22 protein-coding genes are annotated in these 20,834 nt (G+C 74.2%); 14 read left to right on the top strand and 8 right to left on the bottom strand.

The genetic code is table 11. The annotated features are described in order from the left end of the window. Positions 1-4 precede the first annotated feature (4 nt). Positions 5-1,909: a fumarate reductase/succinate dehydrogenase flavoprotein subunit gene (locus Ae331Ps2_RS02085; RefSeq protein ID WP_075312978.1), complete on the top strand. Its 1,905-nt coding sequence runs from the start codon at positions 5-7 to the stop codon at positions 1,907-1,909. Then, entirely contained in the window at positions 1,906-2,667 is a 762-nt protein-coding gene (locus tag Ae331Ps2_RS02080) for a succinate dehydrogenase/fumarate reductase iron-sulfur subunit (protein WP_075311091.1), read from the top strand. The genes Ae331Ps2_RS02085 and Ae331Ps2_RS02080 overlap by 4 nt, the downstream gene beginning before the upstream one ends. Before the next feature lie 80 nt (positions 2,668-2,747). On the opposite strand, the gene Ae331Ps2_RS02075 is transcribed toward Ae331Ps2_RS02080, so the two are convergent. Then, a complete protein-coding gene (locus Ae331Ps2_RS02075; protein ID WP_075311093.1) occupies positions 2,748-3,026 on the bottom strand; it encodes a hypothetical protein in 279 nt (92 codons plus the stop codon). Between the two features lie 68 nt (positions 3,027-3,094). Between Ae331Ps2_RS02075 and Ae331Ps2_RS02070 the strand changes: the two genes are divergently transcribed. The 4 genes from Ae331Ps2_RS02070 (at position 3,095) to Ae331Ps2_RS02055 (ending at position 5,816) form a co-directional block, all read left to right on the top strand. Continuing rightward, positions 3,095-3,763: an alpha/beta fold hydrolase gene (locus Ae331Ps2_RS02070; RefSeq protein WP_075311095.1), complete on the top strand. Its 669-nt coding sequence runs from the start codon at positions 3,095-3,097 to the stop codon at positions 3,761-3,763. 72 nt (positions 3,764-3,835) lie between these two features. Continuing rightward, positions 3,836-4,165: a hypothetical protein gene (locus tag Ae331Ps2_RS02065; protein WP_020623684.1), complete on the top strand. Its 330-nt coding sequence runs from the start codon at positions 3,836-3,838 to the stop codon at positions 4,163-4,165. Between the two features lie 2 nt (positions 4,166-4,167). Beyond that, positions 4,168-5,028 carry a CoA ester lyase gene (locus Ae331Ps2_RS02060; protein WP_249265642.1) on the top strand — a complete coding sequence of 287 codons (861 nt, stop codon included), beginning with the start codon at positions 4,168-4,170 and terminating at the stop codon, positions 5,026-5,028. A 77-nt stretch (positions 5,029-5,105) separates the two neighbouring features. Beyond that, positions 5,106-5,816, top strand: coding sequence for an SDR family oxidoreductase (locus Ae331Ps2_RS02055; protein ID WP_075311097.1), 711 nt, complete (start codon positions 5,106-5,108; stop codon positions 5,814-5,816). A 10-nt stretch (positions 5,817-5,826) separates the two neighbouring features. On the opposite strand, the gene Ae331Ps2_RS02050 is transcribed toward Ae331Ps2_RS02055, so the two are convergent. Further along, the gene (locus tag Ae331Ps2_RS02050) at positions 5,827-6,735 is read right to left on the bottom strand and encodes a LysR family transcriptional regulator (protein WP_075311099.1); all 909 of its coding nucleotides are present in this window, start codon (positions 6,733-6,735) and stop codon (positions 5,827-5,829) included. Between the two features lie 49 nt (positions 6,736-6,784). On the opposite strand from Ae331Ps2_RS02050, the gene Ae331Ps2_RS02045 reads away from it, so the two are divergent. After that, complete coding sequence (locus Ae331Ps2_RS02045) at positions 6,785-8,788, top strand: prolyl oligopeptidase family serine peptidase (RefSeq protein ID WP_233147623.1); 2,004 nt, start codon at positions 6,785-6,787, stop codon at positions 8,786-8,788. Continuing rightward, the gene (locus tag Ae331Ps2_RS02040; protein ID WP_075311103.1) at positions 8,785-9,525 is read left to right on the top strand and encodes an AAA family ATPase; all 741 of its coding nucleotides are present in this window, start codon (positions 8,785-8,787) and stop codon (positions 9,523-9,525) included. The genes Ae331Ps2_RS02045 and Ae331Ps2_RS02040 overlap by 4 nt, the downstream gene beginning before the upstream one ends. 53 nt (positions 9,526-9,578) lie before the next feature. On the opposite strand, the gene Ae331Ps2_RS02035 is transcribed toward Ae331Ps2_RS02040, so the two are convergent. The 4 genes from Ae331Ps2_RS02035 to Ae331Ps2_RS02020 all read right to left on the bottom strand — a co-directional run bounded on the left by Ae331Ps2_RS02035 (position 9,579) and on the right by Ae331Ps2_RS02020 (position 12,841). After that, positions 9,579-10,445 carry an amino acid ABC transporter permease gene (locus tag Ae331Ps2_RS02035; RefSeq protein ID WP_075311105.1) on the bottom strand — a complete coding sequence of 289 codons (867 nt, stop codon included), beginning with the start codon at positions 10,443-10,445 and terminating at the stop codon, positions 9,579-9,581. Then, positions 10,442-11,089 carry an amino acid ABC transporter permease gene (locus Ae331Ps2_RS02030; RefSeq protein WP_075311107.1) on the bottom strand — a complete coding sequence of 216 codons (648 nt, stop codon included), beginning with the start codon at positions 11,087-11,089 and terminating at the stop codon, positions 10,442-10,444. The genes Ae331Ps2_RS02035 and Ae331Ps2_RS02030 overlap by 4 nt, the downstream gene beginning before the upstream one ends. Before the next feature lie 97 nt (positions 11,090-11,186). Next, on the bottom strand, positions 11,187-12,071 hold the full coding sequence (locus tag Ae331Ps2_RS02025) for a glutamate ABC transporter substrate-binding protein (protein WP_043276813.1): 885 nt from the start codon (positions 12,069-12,071) through the stop codon (positions 11,187-11,189). 41 nt (positions 12,072-12,112) lie between these two features. Continuing rightward, positions 12,113-12,841, bottom strand: a complete 729-nt coding sequence (locus tag Ae331Ps2_RS02020; RefSeq protein WP_020622568.1) for an amino acid ABC transporter ATP-binding protein — start codon at positions 12,839-12,841, stop codon at positions 12,113-12,115. A gap of 134 nt (positions 12,842-12,975) precedes the next feature. Here Ae331Ps2_RS02020 and Ae331Ps2_RS02015 point away from each other — a divergent pair, with 134 nt between their 5' ends. The 4 genes from Ae331Ps2_RS02015 to Ae331Ps2_RS02000 are packed head-to-tail and all read left to right on the top strand — an operon-like array spanning position 12,976 to position 16,533. After that, entirely contained in the window at positions 12,976-13,659 is a 684-nt protein-coding gene (locus Ae331Ps2_RS02015; protein WP_075311113.1) for a response regulator transcription factor, read from the top strand. Positions 13,660-13,674: 15 nt separating this feature from the next. Then, positions 13,675-15,129: a HAMP domain-containing sensor histidine kinase gene (locus tag Ae331Ps2_RS02010; RefSeq protein WP_075311115.1), complete on the top strand. Its 1,455-nt coding sequence runs from the start codon at positions 13,675-13,677 to the stop codon at positions 15,127-15,129. A gap of 3 nt (positions 15,130-15,132) precedes the next feature. Beyond that, complete coding sequence (locus tag Ae331Ps2_RS02005) at positions 15,133-15,525, top strand: MerR family transcriptional regulator (protein ID WP_075311117.1); 393 nt, start codon at positions 15,133-15,135, stop codon at positions 15,523-15,525. Between the two features lie 54 nt (positions 15,526-15,579). Continuing rightward, positions 15,580-16,533, top strand: a complete 954-nt coding sequence (locus Ae331Ps2_RS02000; RefSeq protein WP_075311119.1) for an NADP-dependent oxidoreductase — start codon at positions 15,580-15,582, stop codon at positions 16,531-16,533. Here Ae331Ps2_RS02000 and Ae331Ps2_RS01995 read toward each other — a convergent pair. Then, on the bottom strand, positions 16,527-17,492 hold the full coding sequence (locus tag Ae331Ps2_RS01995) for a TAXI family TRAP transporter solute-binding subunit (RefSeq protein ID WP_075311121.1): 966 nt from the start codon (positions 17,490-17,492) through the stop codon (positions 16,527-16,529). The genes Ae331Ps2_RS02000 and Ae331Ps2_RS01995 overlap by 7 nt on opposite strands. Positions 17,493-17,555: 63 nt before the next feature. Here Ae331Ps2_RS01995 and miaB point away from each other — a divergent pair, with 63 nt between their 5' ends. Together miaB and Ae331Ps2_RS01985 are read left to right on the top strand one after the other, a co-directional pair. Continuing rightward, a complete protein-coding gene (gene miaB / locus Ae331Ps2_RS01990; protein WP_075311123.1) occupies positions 17,556-19,052 on the top strand; it encodes a tRNA (N6-isopentenyl adenosine(37)-C2)-methylthiotransferase MiaB in 1,497 nt (498 codons plus the stop codon). Further along, the gene (locus Ae331Ps2_RS01985; RefSeq protein WP_075311125.1) at positions 19,049-19,495 is read left to right on the top strand and encodes a hypothetical protein; all 447 of its coding nucleotides are present in this window, start codon (positions 19,049-19,051) and stop codon (positions 19,493-19,495) included. Before miaB ends, Ae331Ps2_RS01985 begins: the two co-directional genes overlap by 4 nt. Before the next feature lie 4 nt (positions 19,496-19,499). Here Ae331Ps2_RS01985 and Ae331Ps2_RS01980 read toward each other — a convergent pair whose 3' ends face one another. After that, positions 19,500-20,780, bottom strand: a complete 1,281-nt coding sequence (locus tag Ae331Ps2_RS01980; protein ID WP_075312982.1) for a DUF349 domain-containing protein — start codon at positions 20,778-20,780, stop codon at positions 19,500-19,502. Between the last annotated feature and the right edge of the window lie 54 nt (positions 20,781-20,834).

Genomic DNA, 20,834 nt, shown 5'->3' with positions numbered 1-20,834 from the left:
CGAGATGGACGAGCAGATCGAGCGGCACGACTACGACGTCGTCGTCATCGGGGCCGGCGGTGCCGGCCTGCGGGCGGCGATCGAGGCGCGGCTGCAGGGCAAGCGGACGGCGATCATCTCCAAGTCGCTGTTCGGCAAGGCACACACCGTGATGGCCGAGGGCGGCTGCGCGGCGTCGATGGGCAACGCCAACCCGAACGACAACTGGAAGGTCCACTACCGCGACACCATGCGCGGCGGGAAGTTCCTCAACAACTGGCGGATGGCCGAGCTGCACGCCAAGGAGGCCCCGGACCGGGTCTGGGAGCTGGAGACCTACGGCGCGCTGTTCGACCGCACGAAGGACGGGAAGATCAGCCAGCGCAACTTCGGCGGGCACACCTACCCGCGGCTGGCGCACGTCGGCGACCGGACCGGCCTGGAGCTGATCCGCACCCTGCAGCAGAAGGTCGTCTCGCTGCAGCAGGAGGACCTCGCCGAGACCGGCGACGCGGAGTCCCGGATCCGGGTCTTCCACGAGTGCACGATCACCGAGCTGTTCACCACCGACGGCGCGATCTCGGGCTGCTTCGGCTACTTCCGCGGCGACGGTCGGTTCGTGCGCTTCGACGCCCCGGCGATCGTGCTCGCCACCGGCGGCGTCGGGAAGAGCTACTCGGTCACGTCGAACTCCTGGGAGTACACCGGCGACGGCCACGCGCTGGCCCTGCGCGCCGGCGCGACGCTGATCAACATGGAGTTCCTGCAGTTCCACCCGACCGGCATGGTGTGGCCGCCGTCGGTGCGGGGCCTGCTGGTCACCGAGTCCGTCCGCGGCGACGGCGGCGTGCTGCGCAACACCGACGGCACGCGGTTCATGTTCGACTACGTGCCGGACGTGTTCAAGGAGCAGTACGCCACCACCGAGGAGGAGGGCGACCGCTGGTACACCGATCCGGACAACAACCGGCGCCCGCCCGAGCTGCTGCCCCGCGACGAGGTCGCCCGGGCCATCAACTCCGAGGTCAAGGCGGGCCGGGGCACCGAGCACGGCGGGGTGTTCCTCGACGTGTCCACCCGGCTCAAGCCCGAGGAGATCCTCAAGCGGCTGCCGTCGATGCACCACCAGTTCAAGGAGCTGGCCGACGTCGACATCACGAAGGAGCCGATGGAGGTCGGCCCGACCTGCCATTACGTGATGGGCGGGGTCGAGGTCGAGCCGGACACCGCGATGTCGAGGGTGCCCGGCCTGTTCGCGGCCGGTGAGGTCGCGGGCGGCATGCACGGCTCCAACCGGCTCGGCGGCAACTCGCTGTCGGACCTTCTGGTGTTCGGCCGTCGCGCCGGGCTGCACGCCGCGCAGCACGCGGACCGGGGACGGCCGGCCGTCGCCGAGGCCGACGTCACCGCGGCGCTGGAGCGGGCGATGCTGCCGTTCTCCGGTGCGACCGCCGGTGGGGAGAACCCGTTCGTCGTCCAGCAGGAGCTGCAGAAGACGATGCACGAGCTCGTCGGGATCATCCGCAAGGGCGAGGAGATGGAGCTCGCGCTCAAGAAGCTCGAGGACATCGCGACCCGCACCCGCACCGTCTCGGTGGAGGGGCACCGCCGCTTCAACCCGGGCTGGCACCTGGCCCTGGACCTGCGCAACATGTTGCTCGTCGCGCTGTGCACCGGGAAGGCGGCCCTGGAGCGCCAGGAGTCGCGGGGTGGGCACACCCGCGACGACTTCCCGGTCATGGACTCCGACTGGCGCCATGTGCTGCTGGTCTGCCGCGCCGTCGGAGAGGACGGCATCGAGCTGACCCGTCAGGAGCAGCTCCCGATGCGGCCCGACCTGTTCGACCTGTTCGAGATGGACGAGCTGAAGAAGTACTACACCGGTGACGAGCTGGGCGGTCACCGGGCCGATGCGGAGGGACCGCGATGAGCAGCCATCTCCACCACTTCCGCGTCTGGCGCGGCGACGACACCAAGGGCGAGCTGGTCGACTACCCGGTGGAGGTGAACGAGGGCGAGGTCGTCCTCGACGTCATCCACCGGCTGCAGGCCACCGAGGCCGGCGACCTGGCCGTGCGCTGGAACTGCAAGGCGGGCAAGTGCGGCTCGTGCTCCGCGGAGATCAACGGTCGGCCGCGGCTGATGTGCATGACCCGGATGAACACCGTCGACGACAGCGAGGTCGTCACCGTCACGCCGCTGCGCAGCTTCCCGGTGATCCGCGACCTCGTGACCGACGTGTCGTTCAACTACACCAAGGCCCGTGAGATCCCCAGCTTCACCCCGCCCGAGGGCGTCGCGCCGGGCGAGTACCGGATGGCGCAGGTCGACGTCGAGCGGAGCCAGGAGTTCCGCAAGTGCATCGAGTGCTACCTGTGCCAGAACACCTGCCACGTGGTCCGCGACCACGAGGAGAACAAGGAGGCGTTCGCCGGGCCGCGCTACCTGATGCGGATGGCCGAGCTGGACATGCACCCGCTCGACGCGCACGGCAACCGCGCCGTCGAGGCCCAGGAGGAGCACGGACTGGGGTTCTGCAACATCACCAAGTGCTGCACCGAGGTGTGCCCTGAGCACATCAAGATCACCGACAACGCGCTCATCCCGCTCAAGGAGCGCGCGGTGGACCGCAAGTACGACCCGCTGGTGTGGCTGGGGGACAAGATCTTCCGTCGCACCGGGAGCTGAACGTGTCCCCGCACCCCGGCGACGGCCGTCGCACCCGCCGCACGGGGTGCGGGGACCGCGCCGGAGGTGCGACGGGCCGCTCAGCCCTCCATCGACCGGCGGATCTCGGCGAGCCGCTCGGCCGCCCTGCGCTCGCGTTCGGCGAACGCGTCCTGGGCCTCCGCGGCGCGCACGTCGCCGCCTGCGAGGTCCTCGGCGGCCGCCGCGGTCGCGGCGCGTCCCTCGATGCGATCGCGCACGTAGGAGAACGTGGGGACGCCGTCGTCGGTGTAGTCGGTGACCGGCTCGACCGGGTCGGGCACGGCGGGGTCGGCAGGCTCCGGGTCGGGGACGGCGGGCAGGCGGGTCGGATCGGTCATCGGGCCTCCTCGGTTCCGCCGTCGACGGTAGGCGATGAGAACGCCGCGCGCGGACGGTCCACACCGGTATGACGACCTTTGCGCTGGTCCCCGGGGCGGGGACCGACACCTGGTACTGGGGCCCGCTGGTACGGGAGCTGACCCGGCGCGGCCACCGCGCCGTGCCGGTCGAGCTGCCCTGCGACGACGACGCCGCCGGACTGGAGGACTACGCCGACGCCGTGGTGGCCGCGGTCGAGGGTGCCGAGGACCTGGTGGTCGTCGCGCACTCCTTCGGCGGGTTCAGCGCGCCGCTGGTGTGCGACCGGATCGCGGTGCGCGAGCTCGTCCTGGTGACGGCGATGGTGCCGCAGCCGGGCGAGTCCGCGGCGCAGTGGGGCGCCGCGACCGGCTCCGGTGCGGCGCTCGCCGAGCAGGCCGCGCGCGACGGGCGCGACCCCGACGACGTCGTCGGGCTCTTCTACCACGACGTCGACGAGGCGGTCGCGAACGAGGCGCTGCGCCACGAGCGCGACCAGTCCGCGACGCCGTGGAACCAGCCGTGGCCGCGGGAGTCCTGGCCGGAGGTGCCGACCCGGTACCTGCTGTGCCGCGAGGACAAGCTGTTCCCGGCCGCGTTCGTCCGGACGATGCTCGCCCGCCGGCTGCGCGGCGTCGTGCCCGAGATGGTGTCGGGCGGGCACCACCCGATGCTGTCGCACCCCGGGGAGCTGGCCGCGGCGCTGCTCGGCCGCTGAGGACGGCCCCCGAGGACGGCCCCCGAGGACGGCCCCCGAGGGCGGGGGCCGGTGGCAGGCGATGATGACGCGGTGGCGCGCACACGGATCCGGGAGCTCGTGGTGGTGCACGACGCGGCCTGTGCGCCGTGCTCGCGGATCGCACAGGAGCTGCCGGGCTGCGTGCGGGTCCGGGTCCGGGCGCGCTCCTGCCGCGAGCCGCGGCTGGCCGAGATCTACCCGAACCTCCCGGCCGCCGTCGCCGGGTGCCGGACGCCGGCGGTCGGCGTGCTCCGCACCGACGGGCAGGTCCGCTGGTGGACCGGGATGAGCGGGGTGGTCGGCCTGGCTCCGGTCCTGCGACCCGGGGCGCTGCCGGCCGCGGTGCGCCTGCTGCGCGCGGCGGCGACGGCAGGTCGATGATCGTGGTCCGTCCCCGGAACGAGGAGGTCCCGCTCGTGGACACCGTCGCCCGCCCGCTCGACCACGGCCCCGGCCTGCTGTTCTGCCCCGGGAACCGGCCCGACCGGTTCGCCAGGGCACTCGCCGCGGCCGACGCCGTCGTCCTCGACCTGGAGGACGCGGTCGGCCCGGACGACAAGGACGGCGCCCGTGCCGCCGTCGTCGACGCCCTGGCGGGGCTGGACCACACCCGGGTGGTCGTCCGGGTCAACGCGCCCGGCACCCCCGCCCACGACGGCGACGTCGCTGCGCTGGCCGCCCACCCGGACCTCACGCTGATGCTGCCGATGGCGACGAGCGCGGCCGCGGTGGAGGCACTGGCTCCGCACCCGGTGATCGCGCTGTGCGAGACCGCGCACGGGGTGCTGGAGGCGCCGTCGATCGCGCGGGCGACGAACTGCGCGGGCCAGATGTGGGGCAGCGAGGACCTGCTCGCCGACCTGGGCGGCCGCACCGGGCGCGCGTCCGGCGGCGGCTACGGCCCGGCGCTGACCGAGGCCCGCACCCGGATCCTCTACGCCGCGCGTGCCGCGGGCCTCGACCCGGTCGACACCGTGCTGACCGACATCGCGGACACCGACACCCTGCTCGCCGACACCCTCGACGCGGTGGCCGCGGGGTTCGCGGCGAAGGCCTGCATCCACCCGTCGCAGGTCGAGGTCGTGCGCCGCGGGTTCCGGCCCACCGACGCCGAGGCCGAGCACGCCCGCGCCCTGCTCGCCGAGGCGCAGCGCCACCCCGGGGTGTTCCGGTTCGGCGGGGAGATGGTCGACGCGCCGGTGCTCGCCCGGGCCAGGGCGGTCCTGCGCCGCGCCGAGGCATAGACGGCGTCTATGGCAGAGCTCGGAAGCATCGATCGCGCGACGGGACTGCGCGTCGGTCCGGCGACGCTGTACCGGACATGGACATCACCACACTGGCCGGACAGGACCTGCTGATCGTCGGCGGCGGCTCGGGCATCGCCCGCGCGCTCGCCGCCGACGCCGTCGCCGAGGGGGCGACGGTCACCCTCGCCGGGCGCGACCCGCAGCGGCTCGCCCCGGTCGCGGACGCGGTGGGCGCCGCCACCGCCCGGATCGACCTGACCGACGAGGCGAGCATCGCCGCCTTTGCGGCGACCTCGGGGCCGCTGGACCACGTCGTGTCGCTCGCCGCCGCGCCCGCCAACGGGCCGGTCGGCGAGCTGGACCGCGACGCCGTCCACACCGCGTTCGACGCGAAGGTCGTCGGCCCGCTGCTGCTCGCCAAGCACCTCGCCCCACTCGTGCGCGGGTCGTTCCTGCTGTTCTCCGGCGTCGCGGCCTGGCGCCCGGCGCCCGGCCGTTCGGTGATGGCGACGACCAACGGCGCCGTCGCGTTCCTCGCCGAGGCGCTCGCCGTCGAGCTCGCCCCGGTCCGGGTCAACGCGCTCTCGCCCGGCATCGTCGACTCCGGCCAGTGGGACCGGCTCGGCGACGGCAAGGACGCCTTCCTCGCCGCCACGGCCGCGGCCAACCCGGCGCGGCGCACCGGCACCCCGGCCCAGCTGTCCGCCGCGGCCCGGTCGCTGCTCACCAACCCCTTCGTGACCGGCACGACCCTGCACGTCGACGGCGGTGGCCGGCTGGCCTGACCGGCGCCGCTCAGGGGGCGAGCTGCGCGGCGACGGCGGCGGGCACGGGCACCCCGCGCCGTCGCAGTGCGGCGACGAACGCCGCCACCACCGGGTCCCGGCCCGGCCGGGTCAGCGCGACGACCTCCCGGTCCTGCGCCGGGGCCAGCGCCCGCACCACACCCGGGGCACCCGCGGGCAGTGCCGTCACCGGCACCACCGCGACGCCCAGCCCGGCGTCGGCGAGCCGGGCCGCGGTCGTCGCGCTCCGGGTGCGGGTCACCGCGTCGAGGCGGACGCCGTGCGTGGCGGCGAGGGTGTCGAGCCAGCCGGCCAGGCCGTTGGCGGGGTCGTAGTGCACCACCGGGCCCTCGCCGAGCGCGACGACCGGGACCGGCCCCGGCGCCCCGGCGAGCGGATGGCGGCGGGGGAGCACCGCGACGAGCGGCTCGCGGCCGAGCACCTCGGCGTCGGCGCCGTCACGGCCGGGCGGCGGGCACACCCCCACGTCGGCCGCGCCGTCCGCCACCCGGGCGGCGATCTCGTCGGCGCTGGTCAGCTCGGTGAGCTCCACCCGGGTCCGGGCGGTGGCACCGGCGGCGGCCCGCAGCACCGGGGCGAGCAGACCCGCGGTCATCGTCTCCGCGCACGCCACCCGCAGCACCCCGGCGCCGCCGGCCGCGACCGTGCGCCCGGTGGTCAGCACCCGACCCGCGGCCTCCAGCGCGGCGACCGCGTCGGCGTGCACCGCCCGCCCCGCGACGGTCGGGCGCACCCCGCGCGGCAGCCGCTCCAGCAGCGGGGTCCCGACCTCGCGTTCGAGCTGGGCGAGCTGGTGGGACAGGGCGGGCTGGGACAGGTGCAGGGCCGCTGCCGCCCCGGTCACCGACCCGTGGTCGAACACGGCCACCAGGCATTCCAGCGCACGCAGTGTCGGCACGGCGACAACCTACGGGCACGGCGGCACGGTGATGACTAGCGTGGTCGCCGTGACGATCTCCGGGTACGGGTCGTGGCCGACACCGGTCACGTCCGAAGTGGTGGTGACGGCCGCGGTGCGGCTCGGGGAGGTCCGCCCCGACGGTGCGCCCGGCACCGAGGACACCGGGGTGGTGTGGGCCGAGGGCCGCGCCACCGAGGGCGGGCGGACCCAGCTGGTGCGCCGCACCGACGACGGCACCCGCACCGACCTGCTGCCGGCCGGGGCGAACGCGCGCTCGGCCGTCCACGAGTACGGCGGCGGCGCGTGGTGGCTGCACCCCGGCAGCCCCGGCACCGTCTTCTACGTCGAGTGGGCCGACCAGCGCCTGTACCGGCTCGACCGCGGCGGCGAGCCGGTCGCGCTCACCCCGGAGCCCGCGGTGCCCCGCGGTGACCGCTACGCTGACGGCGACGTCGCCCCCGACGGCACCTGGATGGTCGCGGTCCGCGAGCACCACCACGCCGAGCACACCCCGGCGGCCGAGGTCGTCAACGAGATCGTGCGGCTCGACGCCCGCGTCCCGTCGGAGCCGGAGGTGCTGGTCAGCGGCCCGGACTTCGTCGCAGCACCGCGGATCTCGCCGGACGGCGGCACCCTGGCCTGGCTGTCCTGGAACCACCCGTCGATGCCGTGGGACGACGTCGAGCTCACCGTGCGCGACCTGGCGTCCGGGGTGGACACCGTCGTCGCGGGTGGGCCGGGGGAGTCGGTCACCGAGCCGCAGTGGCAGCCCGACGGGTCGCTGACCTTCCTCAGCGATCGCACCGGCTGGTGGAACCTCTACCGGTGGCCGCCCGGCCAGGACATCGAGGCGCTCGTGCGCATCGACGCCGAGATCGGTGTGCCCGGCTGGGCGCTGGGCGGGTCGCGCTACGCCGTCCTGGAGGACGGACGCGTCGTGTTCGCCCGCTCCTCGCGAGGCTTCGACGCCCTGGTCGTGCGGGAGGTCGACGGCCGGATCATCGAGCTCGACACCCCGTTCACCGCGATCGGCTCGGTGCGCGCCGACGGGCCCTACGCCGTCGTCTGCGTCGCCGGGTCGCCCACCGCCGAGCCGGGCGTGCACCGCGTGGTGCCCGCCCCGGAGGGAGCCGGGGAGCCCGGCGCGGCCGGGGTGCAGACCCTGCGCGCCCCGCGCGACCTCGGCCTGCACCCGGAGACGGTGTCGGTGCCCGAGCCGATCACGTTCCTGTCCACCGACGCCGCGGGCGGCCCGCGCACCGGCTACGCGCTGTTCTACCCGCCGCTGGGGGCCCACGAGGCCCCCGAGGGCGAGCTGCCGCCGTTGCTGGTGGTCATCCACGGCGGCCCGACCGGCTCGGCGACGCCGGTCCTCTCGGTCGCCGTGCAGTACTGGACCAGCCGTGGGTTCGGGGTCGTCGACGTCGACTACGGCGGCTCCACCGGCTACGGGCGCGCCTACCGCGAGCAGCTGAAGGGGGCGTGGGGGATCGTCGACGTCGCCGACTGCCTGGCCGCGGCCCGCACGCTGGCCGACGCCGGACGCGTCGACCCGGCCCGGATGGCGATCCGGGGCGGCTCGGCGGGCGGGTTCACCACCCTGGCCGCGCTCGCCCGGGACGACACCCCGTTCTCGGCGGGGGCCGACCACTTCGGCGTCGCCGACCTGGCCGCGCTCGCCCGGGACACCCACAAGTTCGAGTCCCGCTACCTCGACGGGCTGGTCGGGCCGTGGCCCGACGCGGAGGCGGTCTACATCGAGCGGTCCCCGCTCACCCACGTCGAGCGGTTCTCGACCCCGCTGATCGTGCTGCAGGGCGACGAGGACGCGATCGTCCCGCCGAACCAGTCGGAGATGATCGTCGACGCGCTGCGCGAGCGTGGGGTGCCGGTCGCCTATCTGTTGTTCGCCGGTGAGCAGCACGGCTTCCGGCAGGCCGCGAACATCCGCCGGGCGCTCGACGCCGAGCTGGCGTTCTACTCCCGGGTGTTCGGGTTCGCGCTGCCGCCGGAGGAGGGCATCGAGCCGGTCCCCGTCGAGAACCTGTGAGTCCCGGGCACTTCGTCGCCCGCGTCACCCTGGACCCGGACGCGCCCACCGACGGCTACCCGTTCGACCTGGGGGTCGTGCGGTGGCTGCGGGCGCACGGCGGGCTCGCCCTCTACCCGGGTGTCACGTTCCTGGTGGGGGAGAACGGTTCCGGCAAGTCCACGTTCGTCGAGGCGCTGGCGGTCGCGCTGGGGCTGAACGCCGAGGGCGGCTCGCGGTCGTTCCGGTTCGCGACGCGGGCGAGCGAGTCCGACCTGGGGTCGCACCTGCGGCTGGCGCGCCGGCCCGGCCGGGAACGGAGCAGCTTCTTCCTGCGCGCCGAGTCGTACTACAACGTGGCGACGGAGGTGGAGCGCCTCGACCGGGAGGGCGGCGGGCCGCCGTTGGCCCAGGCGTTCGGCGGCACGCCGCACGAGCGCAGCCACGGGGAGTCGTTCGTCGCGCTGATGACCCACCGGTTCACCCCGCGCGGGCTCTACCTGCTCGACGAGCCGGAGGCCGCGCTGTCGGTCACCGGGGCCCTGGCGGTGCTGGCCCGGATGGTGGACCTGACCGCGCGGGGCAGCCAGTTCGTGGTCGCCACCCACTCGCCGGTCCTGCTCGCGCTGCCCGGCGCGACGATCCTGCAGCTCGACGACGACGGCGCGGTCCGCCGCGTCGGCTACGACGAGGCGCTCCCGGTCGCCCTGACCCGCAGCTTCCTCGCCGACCCGGACGCGTTCCTGCGGCACCTGTAGACGGCGACGGGCCCGGGAGGACGAGGTGTCCTCCCGGGCCCGGGCACCGGGGCTCAGACCGGGGCGCCGCCGGCGGGTGCCGGCGTCGGAGCGGCCTGCGGGGTGGCCTTGCGCGGCCCCTGCGACAGCCGCTTCTCCACCAGCCGCGACAGGCCGGTCAGGATCAGGCACAGCCCGATGTAGAGGACCGCGACGACCAGCGCGACCTGCAGGATCGGCGATCCGAGCTGCACCTGGCTGCCGAGCTGGCGGGCCACGAGCAGCAGCTCCTCGTAGAGGATCAGGAAGCCGAGCGCGGTGTCCTTGAGGACCACCACCAGCTGCGACAGGATCGTCGGCAGCATCGACCGGACCGCCTGCGGGAGCAGCACCGAGGACATCACCTGGGTCTTGCGCAGCCCCAGGGCGTAGGCGGCCTCGCTCTGTCCGCGCGGGACCGCGTTGATCCCGGCGCGGAACACCTCGGCGAGCACCGAGCCGTTGTAGAGCATCAGGCCGAGCACGACGGCCCAGAACGCGGAGATCTCGATGCCCGCGCCCTGCGACATCCCGTAGTACATGATGAAGATCAGGACCAGCAGCGGGACGGCGCGGAAGAACTCCACGACCACCGTGCACGGGACCCGGACCCAGGCGTGGTCCGACAGCCGTCCGGCGGCGAACACCGCCCCGAACACCAGCGACAGGACCGCCGCGACGAGGAAGGCACGGACGGTGTTCCACAGCCCGTCGAGGATGCGGACCTGGATCGCCTCGTAGGTGATCCAGTCCCACATCCGGCCGCTGAACTGGCCGGTGGCCCAGAAGCGGTAGAGGACGAACCCGAGGGCCGCCAGGATCACCGCGACCCCGACGACGCCGATCGTGCGGTTGCGGGCGCGGGCCGCGGGGCCCGGGATGTCGTAGAGGACCGAGCTCATCGGGCCACCCCCCAGCGGGCGTCGAGGCGGCGCTGGACCCAGGTCAGCGGGGCCACCAGGATCACGAAGATCAGCGCCACCCACAGCAGCCCGACGAGCACGTTGTAGCCGCGCTCGGAGAGGTTCTGGTAGATGCCGCCGGCCTGGAACACCGAGAAGCCGGACGCGATCGTGGTGTTCTTCAGCAGCGCGATCTGGATGTTCGTCATCGGCGGGACGGTGGCGCGCACCGCCTGCGGGAGCACCACCTGGCCGAGGGTCTGGGTGAAGGTGAAGCCCAGCGCCCGCGACGCCTCCGCCTGCCCGACCGGGACCGTGTTGATGCCCGACCGCACGACCTCGCACACGAACGCGGCGGTGTAGAGGCTCAGGCCGACGCTCGCGAGCGCGAAGAAGCTGAGCTGGACGAGCTCGAGCCGTGGGTAGGCGAACGTGAAGAAGAACAGCACCAGCGTCAGCGGGGTGTTCCGCAGGATCTGCACGTAGCCGGTGCCGAAGGCACGCAGCGCGGGGACGGGGCTGACCCGCATGCCCGCGATCAGCGTGCCCAGCAGCAGCGATCCGATCGCGGCGACGACGAAGAGGCCGATCGTGCCGGCGAACCCGCCGACGTAGAGGTCGAGGTTGTCCAGCAGGACATCCACCGGGCGGCTCTCCTTTCTCTGGTCCCGACGTGTCTGGACCCGACGCGGCCCGGCGGAGTGGTGACGAGGTCACCGCCCCACCGGGCCGCGGTCGGGATCAGTAGCGCTCGATGGCCGGCGGCTGGGCCTGGGTACCGGACTTGCCCAGGGTGCCGTCGTAGATGGTCTTCCAGGTGCCGTCGTCGATCGCGGCCTGCAGCAGGTCGTTGATCTTGTTGCGGAGCGCGGTGTCGGCCTTCGGGACGCCGATGCCGTAGGGCTCGGAGGAGAACTTCTCCCCGACGACCTTCAGCTGCTCCGGGTTCTGCGCGGCGTAGCCGAGCAGGATCGCGTCGTCGGTGGTGACGGCGTCGACCTGGTTGTTGATCAGCTGGTCGACGCACTGGGTGTAGGTCTGGAACTCCACGACCTGGTCGGTGAGCTTCTGGTCCTTCACCCGCTGGATCGGGGTGGAGCCGGTGACCGAGCAGACCCGCTTGCCCTGCAGCGTCTGCGGGCCGGTGATCGTGTTGTCGTCGGCACGCACGAGCAGGCTCTGGCCCGCGACGTAGTACGGCCCGGCGAACCCGACGCGCTGCTTGCGCTTGTCGTTGATCGTGTAGGTGCCGACGTAGTAGTCGACGTCGCCGCGCTCGATGTTGTCCTCGCGGGCCGCCGACGGGATGACCTTGTACTCGATCTGCTCGGGGGAGAAGCCGAGACCGCCCGCGACCATCCGGGCGATGTCGATGTCGAACCCGGAGAACTCGTTGGTGGTGGCGTCGCGGAAGCCCAGGTTCGGCTGGTCGTCCTTGACACCGATCACGACGCGGCCGCGCTGCTTCATGGCGTCGAACGTGGGGGAGCCCTCGACGGTCACGTTCTGCGCGACGGTCGGCTGGTAGCCCGAGCTCTCGGCGCCGGGTGTGCCCTCGCGGCCGCAGCCGGCCAGGGCGAGGGTGGCGGCCAGGGCGGCCGCCACCAGGATGCGGGTTCTCTTCACGGTTCGCTCCGCTCGTCGGGGGGTGGTGGTGGAAGGCGTCCTCAGTGCGAGAGGATCTTGCCGAGGAAGTCCTTGGCACGGTCGCTGCGCGGGGCGGTGAAGAACTCGTCCGGGGTCGCGTCCTCGACGATCTCGCCGTCGCTCATGAACACGACGCGGTGCGCGGCCCGGCGGGCGAAGCCCATCTCGTGGGTCACGACGACCATCGTCATGCCCTCCTTGGCCAGCGAGGTCATGGTGTCGAGCACCTCGTTGACCATCTCCGGGTCGAGCGCCGAGGTCGGCTCGTCGAAGAGCATCACCTTCGGCTTCATGGCCAGCGCGCGGGCGATCGCCGCGCGCTGCTGCTGGCCGCCGGACAGCTGCGCCGGGTACTTGTCGCGCTGGTTGGCGATGCCGACACGCTCCAGCAGCGCCAGACCAGTCTTCTCGGCCTCGGCCTTGGACACCCCGCGCACCTTCAGCGGTGCGAGGGTGACGTTCTCCAGGATCGTCTTGTGCGCGAACAGGTTGAACGACTGGAAGACCATGCCGACGTCGGCGCGCAGGGCGGCCAGCGCCTTGCCCTCCGCCGCCAGCGCGGTGCCGTCGATCTCGATCGTGCCGGTGTCGATCGGCTCGAGCCGGTTGATCGTGCGGCAGAGTGTGGACTTGCCGGAACCGGAGGGGCCGAGGACGACGACGACCTCCCCACGGGCGACGTCCAGATCGATGTCGCGCAGCACGTGGAGGTCGCCGAAGTGCTTCTGCACCCCGGCCATCCGCACCATGGGTGTGCTGGACGCGGGCGGGCTGGTCATGCTGCCTCCGGACATGGCGAGAGCCTGGACGGAACGGACATGCGAGTCCACCACCTTGAGGAACCTTTAGGGTCTCGGCCACGTAACGGAAAGGGCGGCCACCGGTGCACATCCTGCTGATCGAGGACGACGACCGGGTCGCCGCCGCGCTGCGCCCGGCACTGCACCGGCACGGGATGACCACGACCCGCCTGGACCACGGCCGCGGCGCTGTGGACCACCTCGACGGCGTCGACGTCGTGCTGCTCGACCTGGGGCTGCCCGACGCCGACGGGCTCGACGTCTGCCGGGCGATCCGCGCCGTCTCCGAGGTCCCGGTGCTGATGGTGACCGCTCGCGGCGAGGTCACCGACCGCATCGCCGGGCTGCACACCGGCGCCGACGACTACCTGGTCAAGCCCTACGACATCGGGGAGCTCGTGGCCCGGGTGCACGCGGTGCAGCGCCGCCGCAAGATCGGCGACGACGGCACCGTCGTCCCGGCCGGGTCGGCCCCGGTGACCGTCGGCGACGTCCGCGTCGACCCCGAGCGGTACGAGGTCACCGTCGCCGGGGAGCAGGTGGTGCTCACCCGCAAGGAGTTCCAGGTGCTGTCCCTGCTCGCCCGCGCCGACGGCGCCGTCTGCACCCGCGCCCAGATCGTCGCCGAGGTGTGGGGGCGCGGCTGGGCGGGCGCGAACCGGACCCTCGACGTGCACGTGGCGACCCTGCGGACCAAGCTCGGCCGCCCCGAGCTGGTGCGGACCGTCCGCGGCGTCGGGTACCGCTTCGCCGCCACCGAGGACTGAGAGGGGAACGGCGACGTGCGCAGCCGGCTGCTGCTGGTCGTGCTCGTGCTCGTCGGGCTGCTCGCCGCCGGGCTGGGCGTCCCGCTGGCCTGGACCGCCGCCCAGCGGGCCCAGGAGGAGGTCTTCACCGACCGCCTCACCGACACCATCTCCTTCGCCTCCACCGCCCAGCGCCCGCTCATCGAGACCCCCGCGGGCAGCTCCGCGCTCGCCACGTTCACCGACGAGATCACCCGCTACGACGACGTCTACGGCGTCGCGGTGCTCGTCCTCGACCGGACGGGGCGCACGGTGACCGCCTCCCGCCCGGCCGACCGGCTGCCCGAGCTGGGCGACTACGCCGTCGACCGGACCGAGGTCGCGCTCGCCGGGCGCCGCTCCTCGACCTACCCGCTGCTCATGCCGTGGGACGACCGGCCGCTGGTGCTGGCCGAGCCGGTACTCGTCGACGGCGAGGTCGTCGGCGCGGTGGTGACGGTGTCCCCGACCGACGCCCTGCGGGCCGAGGCGGTGCGCACCTGGTCGCTGATCGCCGGGGCCGCGGTGTTCGCGCTGCTCGCCGGGATCCTGGTCGCGCTGCCGCTGACCGCCTGGGTGCTGCGCCCGGTCCGCCGGCTCGACGAGGCGATGGACCGGGTCGGGACGGCCGTCCTCGCCGGGGGGCCGCCCGGTCCGCCGTCGCGGCGCAGCGGCCCGCCGGAGCTGCGCTCGCTGGCCGAGTCGTTCGACCGGATGACCGAGACGGTGCGCGAGGCGCTCGGCGCCCAGCGCGCGTTCGTCGCCGACGCCTCCCACCAGCTGCGCAACCCGCTCACCGCGCTGCGGCTGCGGCTGTCCAACCTCGACGGGCACGTCGACCCGGCCGCCGCCGACGACCACCTCGCGGCGATGGAGGAGGCCGAGCGACTGTCCCGGGTGCTCGACGGACTGCTCGCGCTGGCCCGCGCCGAGCGCGCGGTGGAGGACCCGGGCGTCGCCGAGGACACCGACCTCGACGTCGTCGTCGCCGAACGGGTGGACAACTGGCGGCCGCTCGCCGAGCACTCCGGGATCGAGCTGCGCCGCAGCGGCCCACGCGGCCTGCACGCCCTGATCGGCGAGCCCGCGCTGGAGTCGGTGCTCGACGCGCTGCTGGACAACGCGCTCAAGTACACACCGCCCGGGCGACGGGTGCGGGTCGCGACGCTGCGCACCGCCGACCGGATCGGGGTCAGCGTCGTCGACGGCGGCCCCGGCCTCGCGCGCGAGGACCGGGCGCGCGCCACCGACCGGTTCTGGCGGGCACCCGGGCAGGCCAACGTCGAGGGCAGCGGGCTCGGCCTGGCCATCGCGGTGCGGACCGCGGCCGCGGCCGGCGGGAGCCTGCAGCTGAGCGACGCACCCGGCGGCGGGCTCCGGGTCACACTGTGGCTGCGGCCCGCGCCCTCCGCGGTGCGTGACCGACCCCCGGCCCCCGGAGAGGACGTGTGAGGAATGCGGATCGGCGAGCTCGCGGAACGCACCGGCGTGAGCGCACGCATGCTGCGCTACTACGAGCAGCAGGGTCTCCTCGCCCCGACCCGCGGCAGCGGCGGCCAGCGGGAGTACGGGACACCGGAGGTCGAGCGCGTCGCCCTGCTGCGGACGCTGTTCGACGCCGGCCTGTCGAGCCGCACGATCGCCCGGCTGCTGCCGTGCGTGGACACCCCGAGCCTGCGGACCGCCGAGGACGCCTTCGCGACGATGGCCCGTGAGCGGGACCGGCTGCGCGAGGCGATGGGGACCCTCGGGACCGCCGTCGACGCCCTGGAACGCCTCATGGCCGGGAACAGCGAGCACCGGGCCGCCCTCGCCGCCGCGCGCCCGGCCGGGTCCGCCGACCGGTGACCTGGGACACGATCACTGGAACCTGACACCGGTGGCAGGTCATAGCGTGCCGGCGTGGTCAACGCATACGGATACCGCGCCTTCGGCGGCCCCGACGTCCAGGAGTTCCTCGACCGCCCCGCCCCGGTGCCGGGTGCGCACGAGGTCGCGCTCGCCGTCGCCGTCGCCGGGGTCAACCCCCTCGACCACGTCCTGCGCGCCGGCGGGGTGCCGATGATCAACGGGCACCTCCCGTTCCCCCAGGTCCTCGGGATGGAGGCCGCGGGGGTGGTCACGGCGGTCGGGACCGCCGTGACGGGCCTCGCGGTCGGGGACAGGGCGTTCGGGTTCGCCCTCACCGGCGCCGGGACCTACGCCACCGACACGTTGCTGCTCGGCTCGGCCACGGCCCGAACGCCGGACGCGCTGTCCGACGAGTGGGCGGCCACCGTGCCGGTCGCCGGGACCACCGCGCTCGACGTCGTCGACCAGCTGGCACTGCCGCGCGGTGGCCGGTTGCTGGTCAACGGGATCGGCGGGGGCGTGGGGCTGGCCGTCGCCCAGCTGGCCCGCGCCGGTGGGCTCGAGGTGATCGGTACCGCGGGCGTGACCAAGCGCGACGTCGTCACCGGGACCGGGGCGGTGTTCGTGGACCACCGCGCGCCCGGTGCGATCGACCGGCTGCGCGCGTTCGCCCCCGGCGGCTTCGACGGCGTCGTGGACCTCGTGGGCGGCGCGTCGCTGCGTGCCGTCGCACCGCTCGCCGCCACGCCACGGGCCGTGGTCTCGGTCGGGGACCCCACGGTCGGTGAGGTCGGCGGCGTCGTCGTGGAGCGCCACACCGACCGCCGGACCCTGGAGCGGGTCGCGGCGCTGATGGTGCAGGGCGTCCTCGACCCGCACGTCACGGCGGTGTACCCCTTCGACCGGGCGGCACAGGCCCTGGCGCGGGTGGAGGACGGGCACGCGACGGGGAAGACGGTGCTCGACCTGTCCGCGCGGGGTCAGCGAGGTCAGCGAGGTCAGTAGCCCTTGGTGGCCCGGTAGAACTCGACGGCGCCCTCGTGCAGCGGGATCGGCTGGGTGCCGATGGCCGAGCGCGAGTCGACGGTCACCGCGGCCGGGCTGGCCTGCGTCAGCCGGGGCTGCTCGTCGAAGGCCGCCCGGATCAGCGCGCGGGCCAGGTCGGCGTCCATCCCCTCGGTGACCAGCAGCGCGTTGCGCACCGACAGGCACGACACCGGGCCGGGCAGCCCGTAGGTGTTCGCCGGGACCGTCGCCACGGAGTAGACGGGGTACCGCTCGCGCATCCGGTCGAGCACCCCGCCGAGCTCCAGCAGCCGGATCGGGACCCGGGCGGCCAGCTCCCGCACGCCGTCGGTGGGCACCCCGCCGGACCAGAAGAACGCGTCGAGACGGCCCTCGACCAGCGCCGTCGCCGCGTCCGGCAGCCCCAGCTCCGCGCGGGTGCCCAGGCCCGCGACACCGATCCCGGCGACGTCGAGCAGCCGGATCGCGATCGGCTGGTAGCCGCTGCCGCCCGGGCCGATCGACACCCGTCGTCCGCGCAGGTCGGCGATGCTGCGCAGGCCGGAGTCGGCACGCACGACGAGGTGGGTGACGTCGTCGTAGAGCCGGGCCAGTGCGCGGGGCTCGGTCGGGCCGGTGACGCGCGCGGCGACGTCGGCGGCCACGTCGACCTGGCTGATCGCGACCGCCGCCCGCCCGTCGGTCAGCAGCTCCATGTTCTGTGCGCTGCCCGCGGTCTCCAGCACCCGGGGGGCGGCGGGGAGCCCGAGGCGTTCGTGCCAGATCTCGGACAGCGTGCGCGCGAGGTTGATGTACACCCCCGGCTGCACCCCGCCCGCGATCACCAGCGGCTCGGCGGGCCGCGGTCCGGTGCAGCCCGGGAGCACCGCCCCCGCACCCAGTACGACGCCCGCACCCAGCAGGGCGCGCCGCGTCAGCGGGGGACCGGACCGGTGCATCGGGCCATCATCCCCGACGGCCCCGTCCCGGCGCCGTTCGCCGGGGCGCCTACCCTCGGGTGTGTGAGCCGCAGCTACACCGTGCGCACCTACGGGTGCCAGATGAACGTGCACGACTCGGAGCGGATGGCAGGTCTGCTGGAGGACGCCGGGTACGCCCGGGCCGAGGACCCCGACACCGCCGACGTCGTCGTGTTCAACACCTGCGCGGTGCGGGAGAACGCGGACAACAAGCTCTACGGCAACCTCGGGCACCTGCGCCCGCGCAAGGTCGCCAACCCGGACATGCAGATCGCCGTCGGCGGTTGCCTGGCCCAGAAGGATCGCGACACGATCACCCGGCGGGCGCCGTGGGTCGACGTCGTGTTCGGCACGCACAACGTGCACGCACTGCCGACCCTGCTGGAGCGCGCCCGGCACAACGACGAGGCCCAGGTCGAGATCGCCGAGGCGCTCGAGGTGTTCCCCTCGACGCTGCCCGCGCGCCGCGACTCCGCCTACGCCGGCTGGGTGTCGATCTCGGTGGGCTGCAACAACACCTGCACGTTCTGCATCGTGCCGTCGCTGCGCGGCAAGGAGCGCGACCGCCGCCCCGGCGACGTGCTCGCCGAGGTGCAGACCCTCGCCGCCGACGGCGTGCTGGAGGTGACCCTGCTCGGGCAGAACGTGAACGCCTACGGCTCGGACATGGGTGACAGGCAGGCGTTCTCGAAGCTCCTGCGGGCCTGCGGCGAGGTCGAGGGGCTGGAGCGGGTGCGGTTCACCAGCCCGCACCCGCGCGACTTCACCTCCGACGTCATCGCCGCGATGGCGCAGACCCCGAACGTCTGCCCGCAGCTGCACATGCCCCTGCAGTCCGGCTCCGACGACGTCCTGCGCCGGATGCGTCGCAGCTACCGCTCGGAGCGGTTCCTCTCGATCCTGGCCGAGGTGCGGGAGTCGATCCCGCACGCGGCGATCACCACCGACATCATCGTCGGGTTCCCGGGCGAGACCGAGCAGGACTTCGCCGACACCCTCGACGTCGTCGAGCGGGCCCGGTTCGCCGCGGCGTTCACCTTCCAGTACTCGAAGCGGCCCGGCACCCCGGCCGCGGACCTGCCCGACCAGCTGCCCAAGGCCGTCGTGCAGGAGCGCTACGAGCGCCTCGTCGCGCTGCAGGAGCGGATCTCCTGGGAGGAGAACCGCACGCAGGAGGGCACGGTGGTGGAGCTGCTGGTGTCCACCGGCGAGGGCCGCAAGGACGCGGCGACCGCCCGCCTCACCGGTCGTGCCCGGGACGGGCGGCTGGTGCACTTCGCCCCCGGTACCGCGACCGGCATCCGGCCCGGGGACGTCGTCACCGTCCGGATCGACCGGGGCGCCCCGCACCACCTCGTCGCCGACGGCGGCGTGCTCACCCACCGCCGCACCCGCGCCGGCGACGCCGCCGAGGCCGGCGAGCGCCCGTCCGGGGCACCCACCACGCTGGGGCTGCCGGCGTTCGGCGCTCCGGCGTCCGAGCCGGCTCCCGCCGCGCCGTCCTGCGGCGTCCCCGCCACCACCGGAGGTCCCCGATGAGCGACGTGTCCCCGCAGACCCGCGCCGAGATCGACCGGGCCGGGCGCGGCGTCGCCCGCCGGATCGACCCCGGCTCGCGCGCCATGCTGATCGCGGTGGCGATCGTCGCCGCGGTCGCCGCGCTGCTGCTGCCGTGGGTGGCGGGCACCCCGGGCTGGCAGGTGCTGTCCTCGGGCACCTCCGGGCCGCTCCCGACGCTGTTCTCGTTCACGATGACCGGGTTCGCCGTCGTGGTGTCGGCCGCGGCGCTGCTGACCCGGCTGTGGGCACTCGCGTGGTTCGCGGCCTTCGGCTGCGGGATCTCCTCGGTGAACGGGCTGTGGGCGATCTGGTCGCAGCAGACCGGCGCCGAGGCCGGGCCCGGGTTCGGGATGGTCCTCGGCGTGGTCGCCGTGGTGCTGCTGACCTTCGTGTGGGCGGGCGCCGCGCTGCAGCGCGACTGACCCCCTACCGCTCGTCGACCGCCTGCTCGGCGGCGGTGAGCCACTCCCGCCACTGTGCCGCCTGCGCGCGGGCCTGCTCGGCGCGCCTGCGGTCACCGGCCGCCCCGGCCTTCTCCGCCTGCGCCTCGAACTGCTCGACCCGCGCCCGGAACTGCTCGACGCGTGCCTGGGTCTCGGGGTCGGTGCGGCGCCACTGCGCGTCCGCGGCGGCGGCGACCTTGTCCTCGATCCCGCGCAGCCGTCCCTCCAAGGTGCGGATCTCCTCGCGCGGGACCTTGCCGATGGCCTCCCAGCGCTCCTGGATCTCGCGCAGCCGGGCCCGTGCGCCGTCCGGGTCGGACAGGTCGATCGTCTCGGCCTCGGCGAGCAGCGCCCGCTTCGCCTCGGCGTTCTCGGCGAACTCGGTGTCGCGGGCGGAGAAGTGCTCGCCGCGGCGGGCGAAGAAGCGGTCCTGCGCGCCGCGGAAGCGGGCCCACAGTGCGTCGTCGGCCTCGCGGTGGGCGCGGCCCGCCGCCTTCCACTCGGTCATCAGGTCGCGGTAGGCGGCCGCGGTCGCGTTCCACTCGTCGGAGTCGGCGAGGGCCTCGGCCTGCGCGACGAGCTCCTCCTTGCGGGCCTTCGCGGTGACCCGCTGGCGGTCGAGGTCGGCGAAGTGGGAGCCGCGCCGCCGGTTGAACGCCTCGCGGGCCTTCGAGAAGCGCTTCCACAGCTGCTCGTCGGTCTTCTTGTCGACGCCGCGGATGGTGCGCCACTCGTCGAGGATCGCCTTGTACCGGTCCCCGGCCTGCTTCCACTGGGTGGAGTCCACGGCCATCTTCTCGGCCTCGACGGCGAGCGCCTCCTTGCGGGCGACGGCGTCGTGCCGGGCGCGCTCGCGCTCCTCCTTCGCCGCGCTGACGCCCTGCTCGGCGAGGCCGACCAGCTCGTCGAGCCGCGTGCGCAGGGCGGGCACGTCCCCGACCACGTGCGCGGAGTCGAGGCCGTCGCGCAGCGCGGTCAGCGCGGTCAGTGACGCCTTCGCATCCCCGCCGCCGGCGATCCGCGCGGCGAGCACCTCGGTCTCGGTGACCAGCGCGTCGAACCGCTTCGCGTAGTGCTCCAGGCCCTCGGCGGGCGGCCCGGCCTGGTAGGAGCCGACGACCCGCTCGCCGTCGGCGGTGACCAGGGTGATGGTGCCGTCGTCGTCGGCGCGGCCCCAGCGGCCCGGGTCGTCTGCCGCGGAGGGCACCGGGGACGGCAGGGCGGCGGGCGGTGCGGGTGGTGCGACCGCGGCCGGGGTGGGCACGGGTCGGGCGGCGGGCGGCGGTCCGGGCCGGGGCGGCCCCGGCTTCGGCGGGGT

Origin of the sequence: Pseudonocardia sp. Ae331_Ps2, assembly GCF_001932405.1 — a bacterium.
Lineage (GTDB): Bacteria > Actinomycetota > Actinomycetes > Mycobacteriales > Pseudonocardiaceae > Pseudonocardia.
The sequence above is the reverse complement of the archived record's forward strand: the minus strand, read 5'-3'. Positions and strand labels throughout refer to the sequence as shown.

Coding starts and splice junctions, on each gene's coding strand:
- Ae331Ps2_RS02080 (WP_075311091.1), top strand. CDS start 1,906: ATGAGCAGCCATCTCCACCACTTCCGCGTCTGGCGCGGCGACGACACC.
- Ae331Ps2_RS02085 (WP_075312978.1), top strand. CDS start 5: ATGGACGAGCAGATCGAGCGGCACGACTACGACGTCGTCGTCATCGGG.
- Ae331Ps2_RS02070 (WP_075311095.1), top strand. CDS start 3,095: ATGACGACCTTTGCGCTGGTCCCCGGGGCGGGGACCGACACCTGGTAC.
- Ae331Ps2_RS02005 (WP_075311117.1), top strand. CDS start 15,133: ATGCGGATCGGCGAGCTCGCGGAACGCACCGGCGTGAGCGCACGCATG.
- Ae331Ps2_RS02075 (WP_075311093.1), bottom strand. CDS start 3,026: ATGACCGATCCGACCCGCCTGCCCGCCGTCCCCGACCCGGAGCCTGCC.
- Ae331Ps2_RS02020 (WP_020622568.1), bottom strand. CDS start 12,841: ATGGTGCGGATGGCCGGGGTGCAGAAGCACTTCGGCGACCTCCACGTG.
- Ae331Ps2_RS01985 (WP_075311125.1), top strand. CDS start 19,049: ATGAGCGACGTGTCCCCGCAGACCCGCGCCGAGATCGACCGGGCCGGG.
- Ae331Ps2_RS02035 (WP_075311105.1), bottom strand. CDS start 10,445: ATGAGCTCGGTCCTCTACGACATCCCGGGCCCCGCGGCCCGCGCCCGC.
- Ae331Ps2_RS02055 (WP_075311097.1), top strand. CDS start 5,106: ATGGACATCACCACACTGGCCGGACAGGACCTGCTGATCGTCGGCGGC.
- Ae331Ps2_RS01995 (WP_075311121.1), bottom strand. CDS start 17,492: ATGCACCGGTCCGGTCCCCCGCTGACGCGGCGCGCCCTGCTGGGTGCG.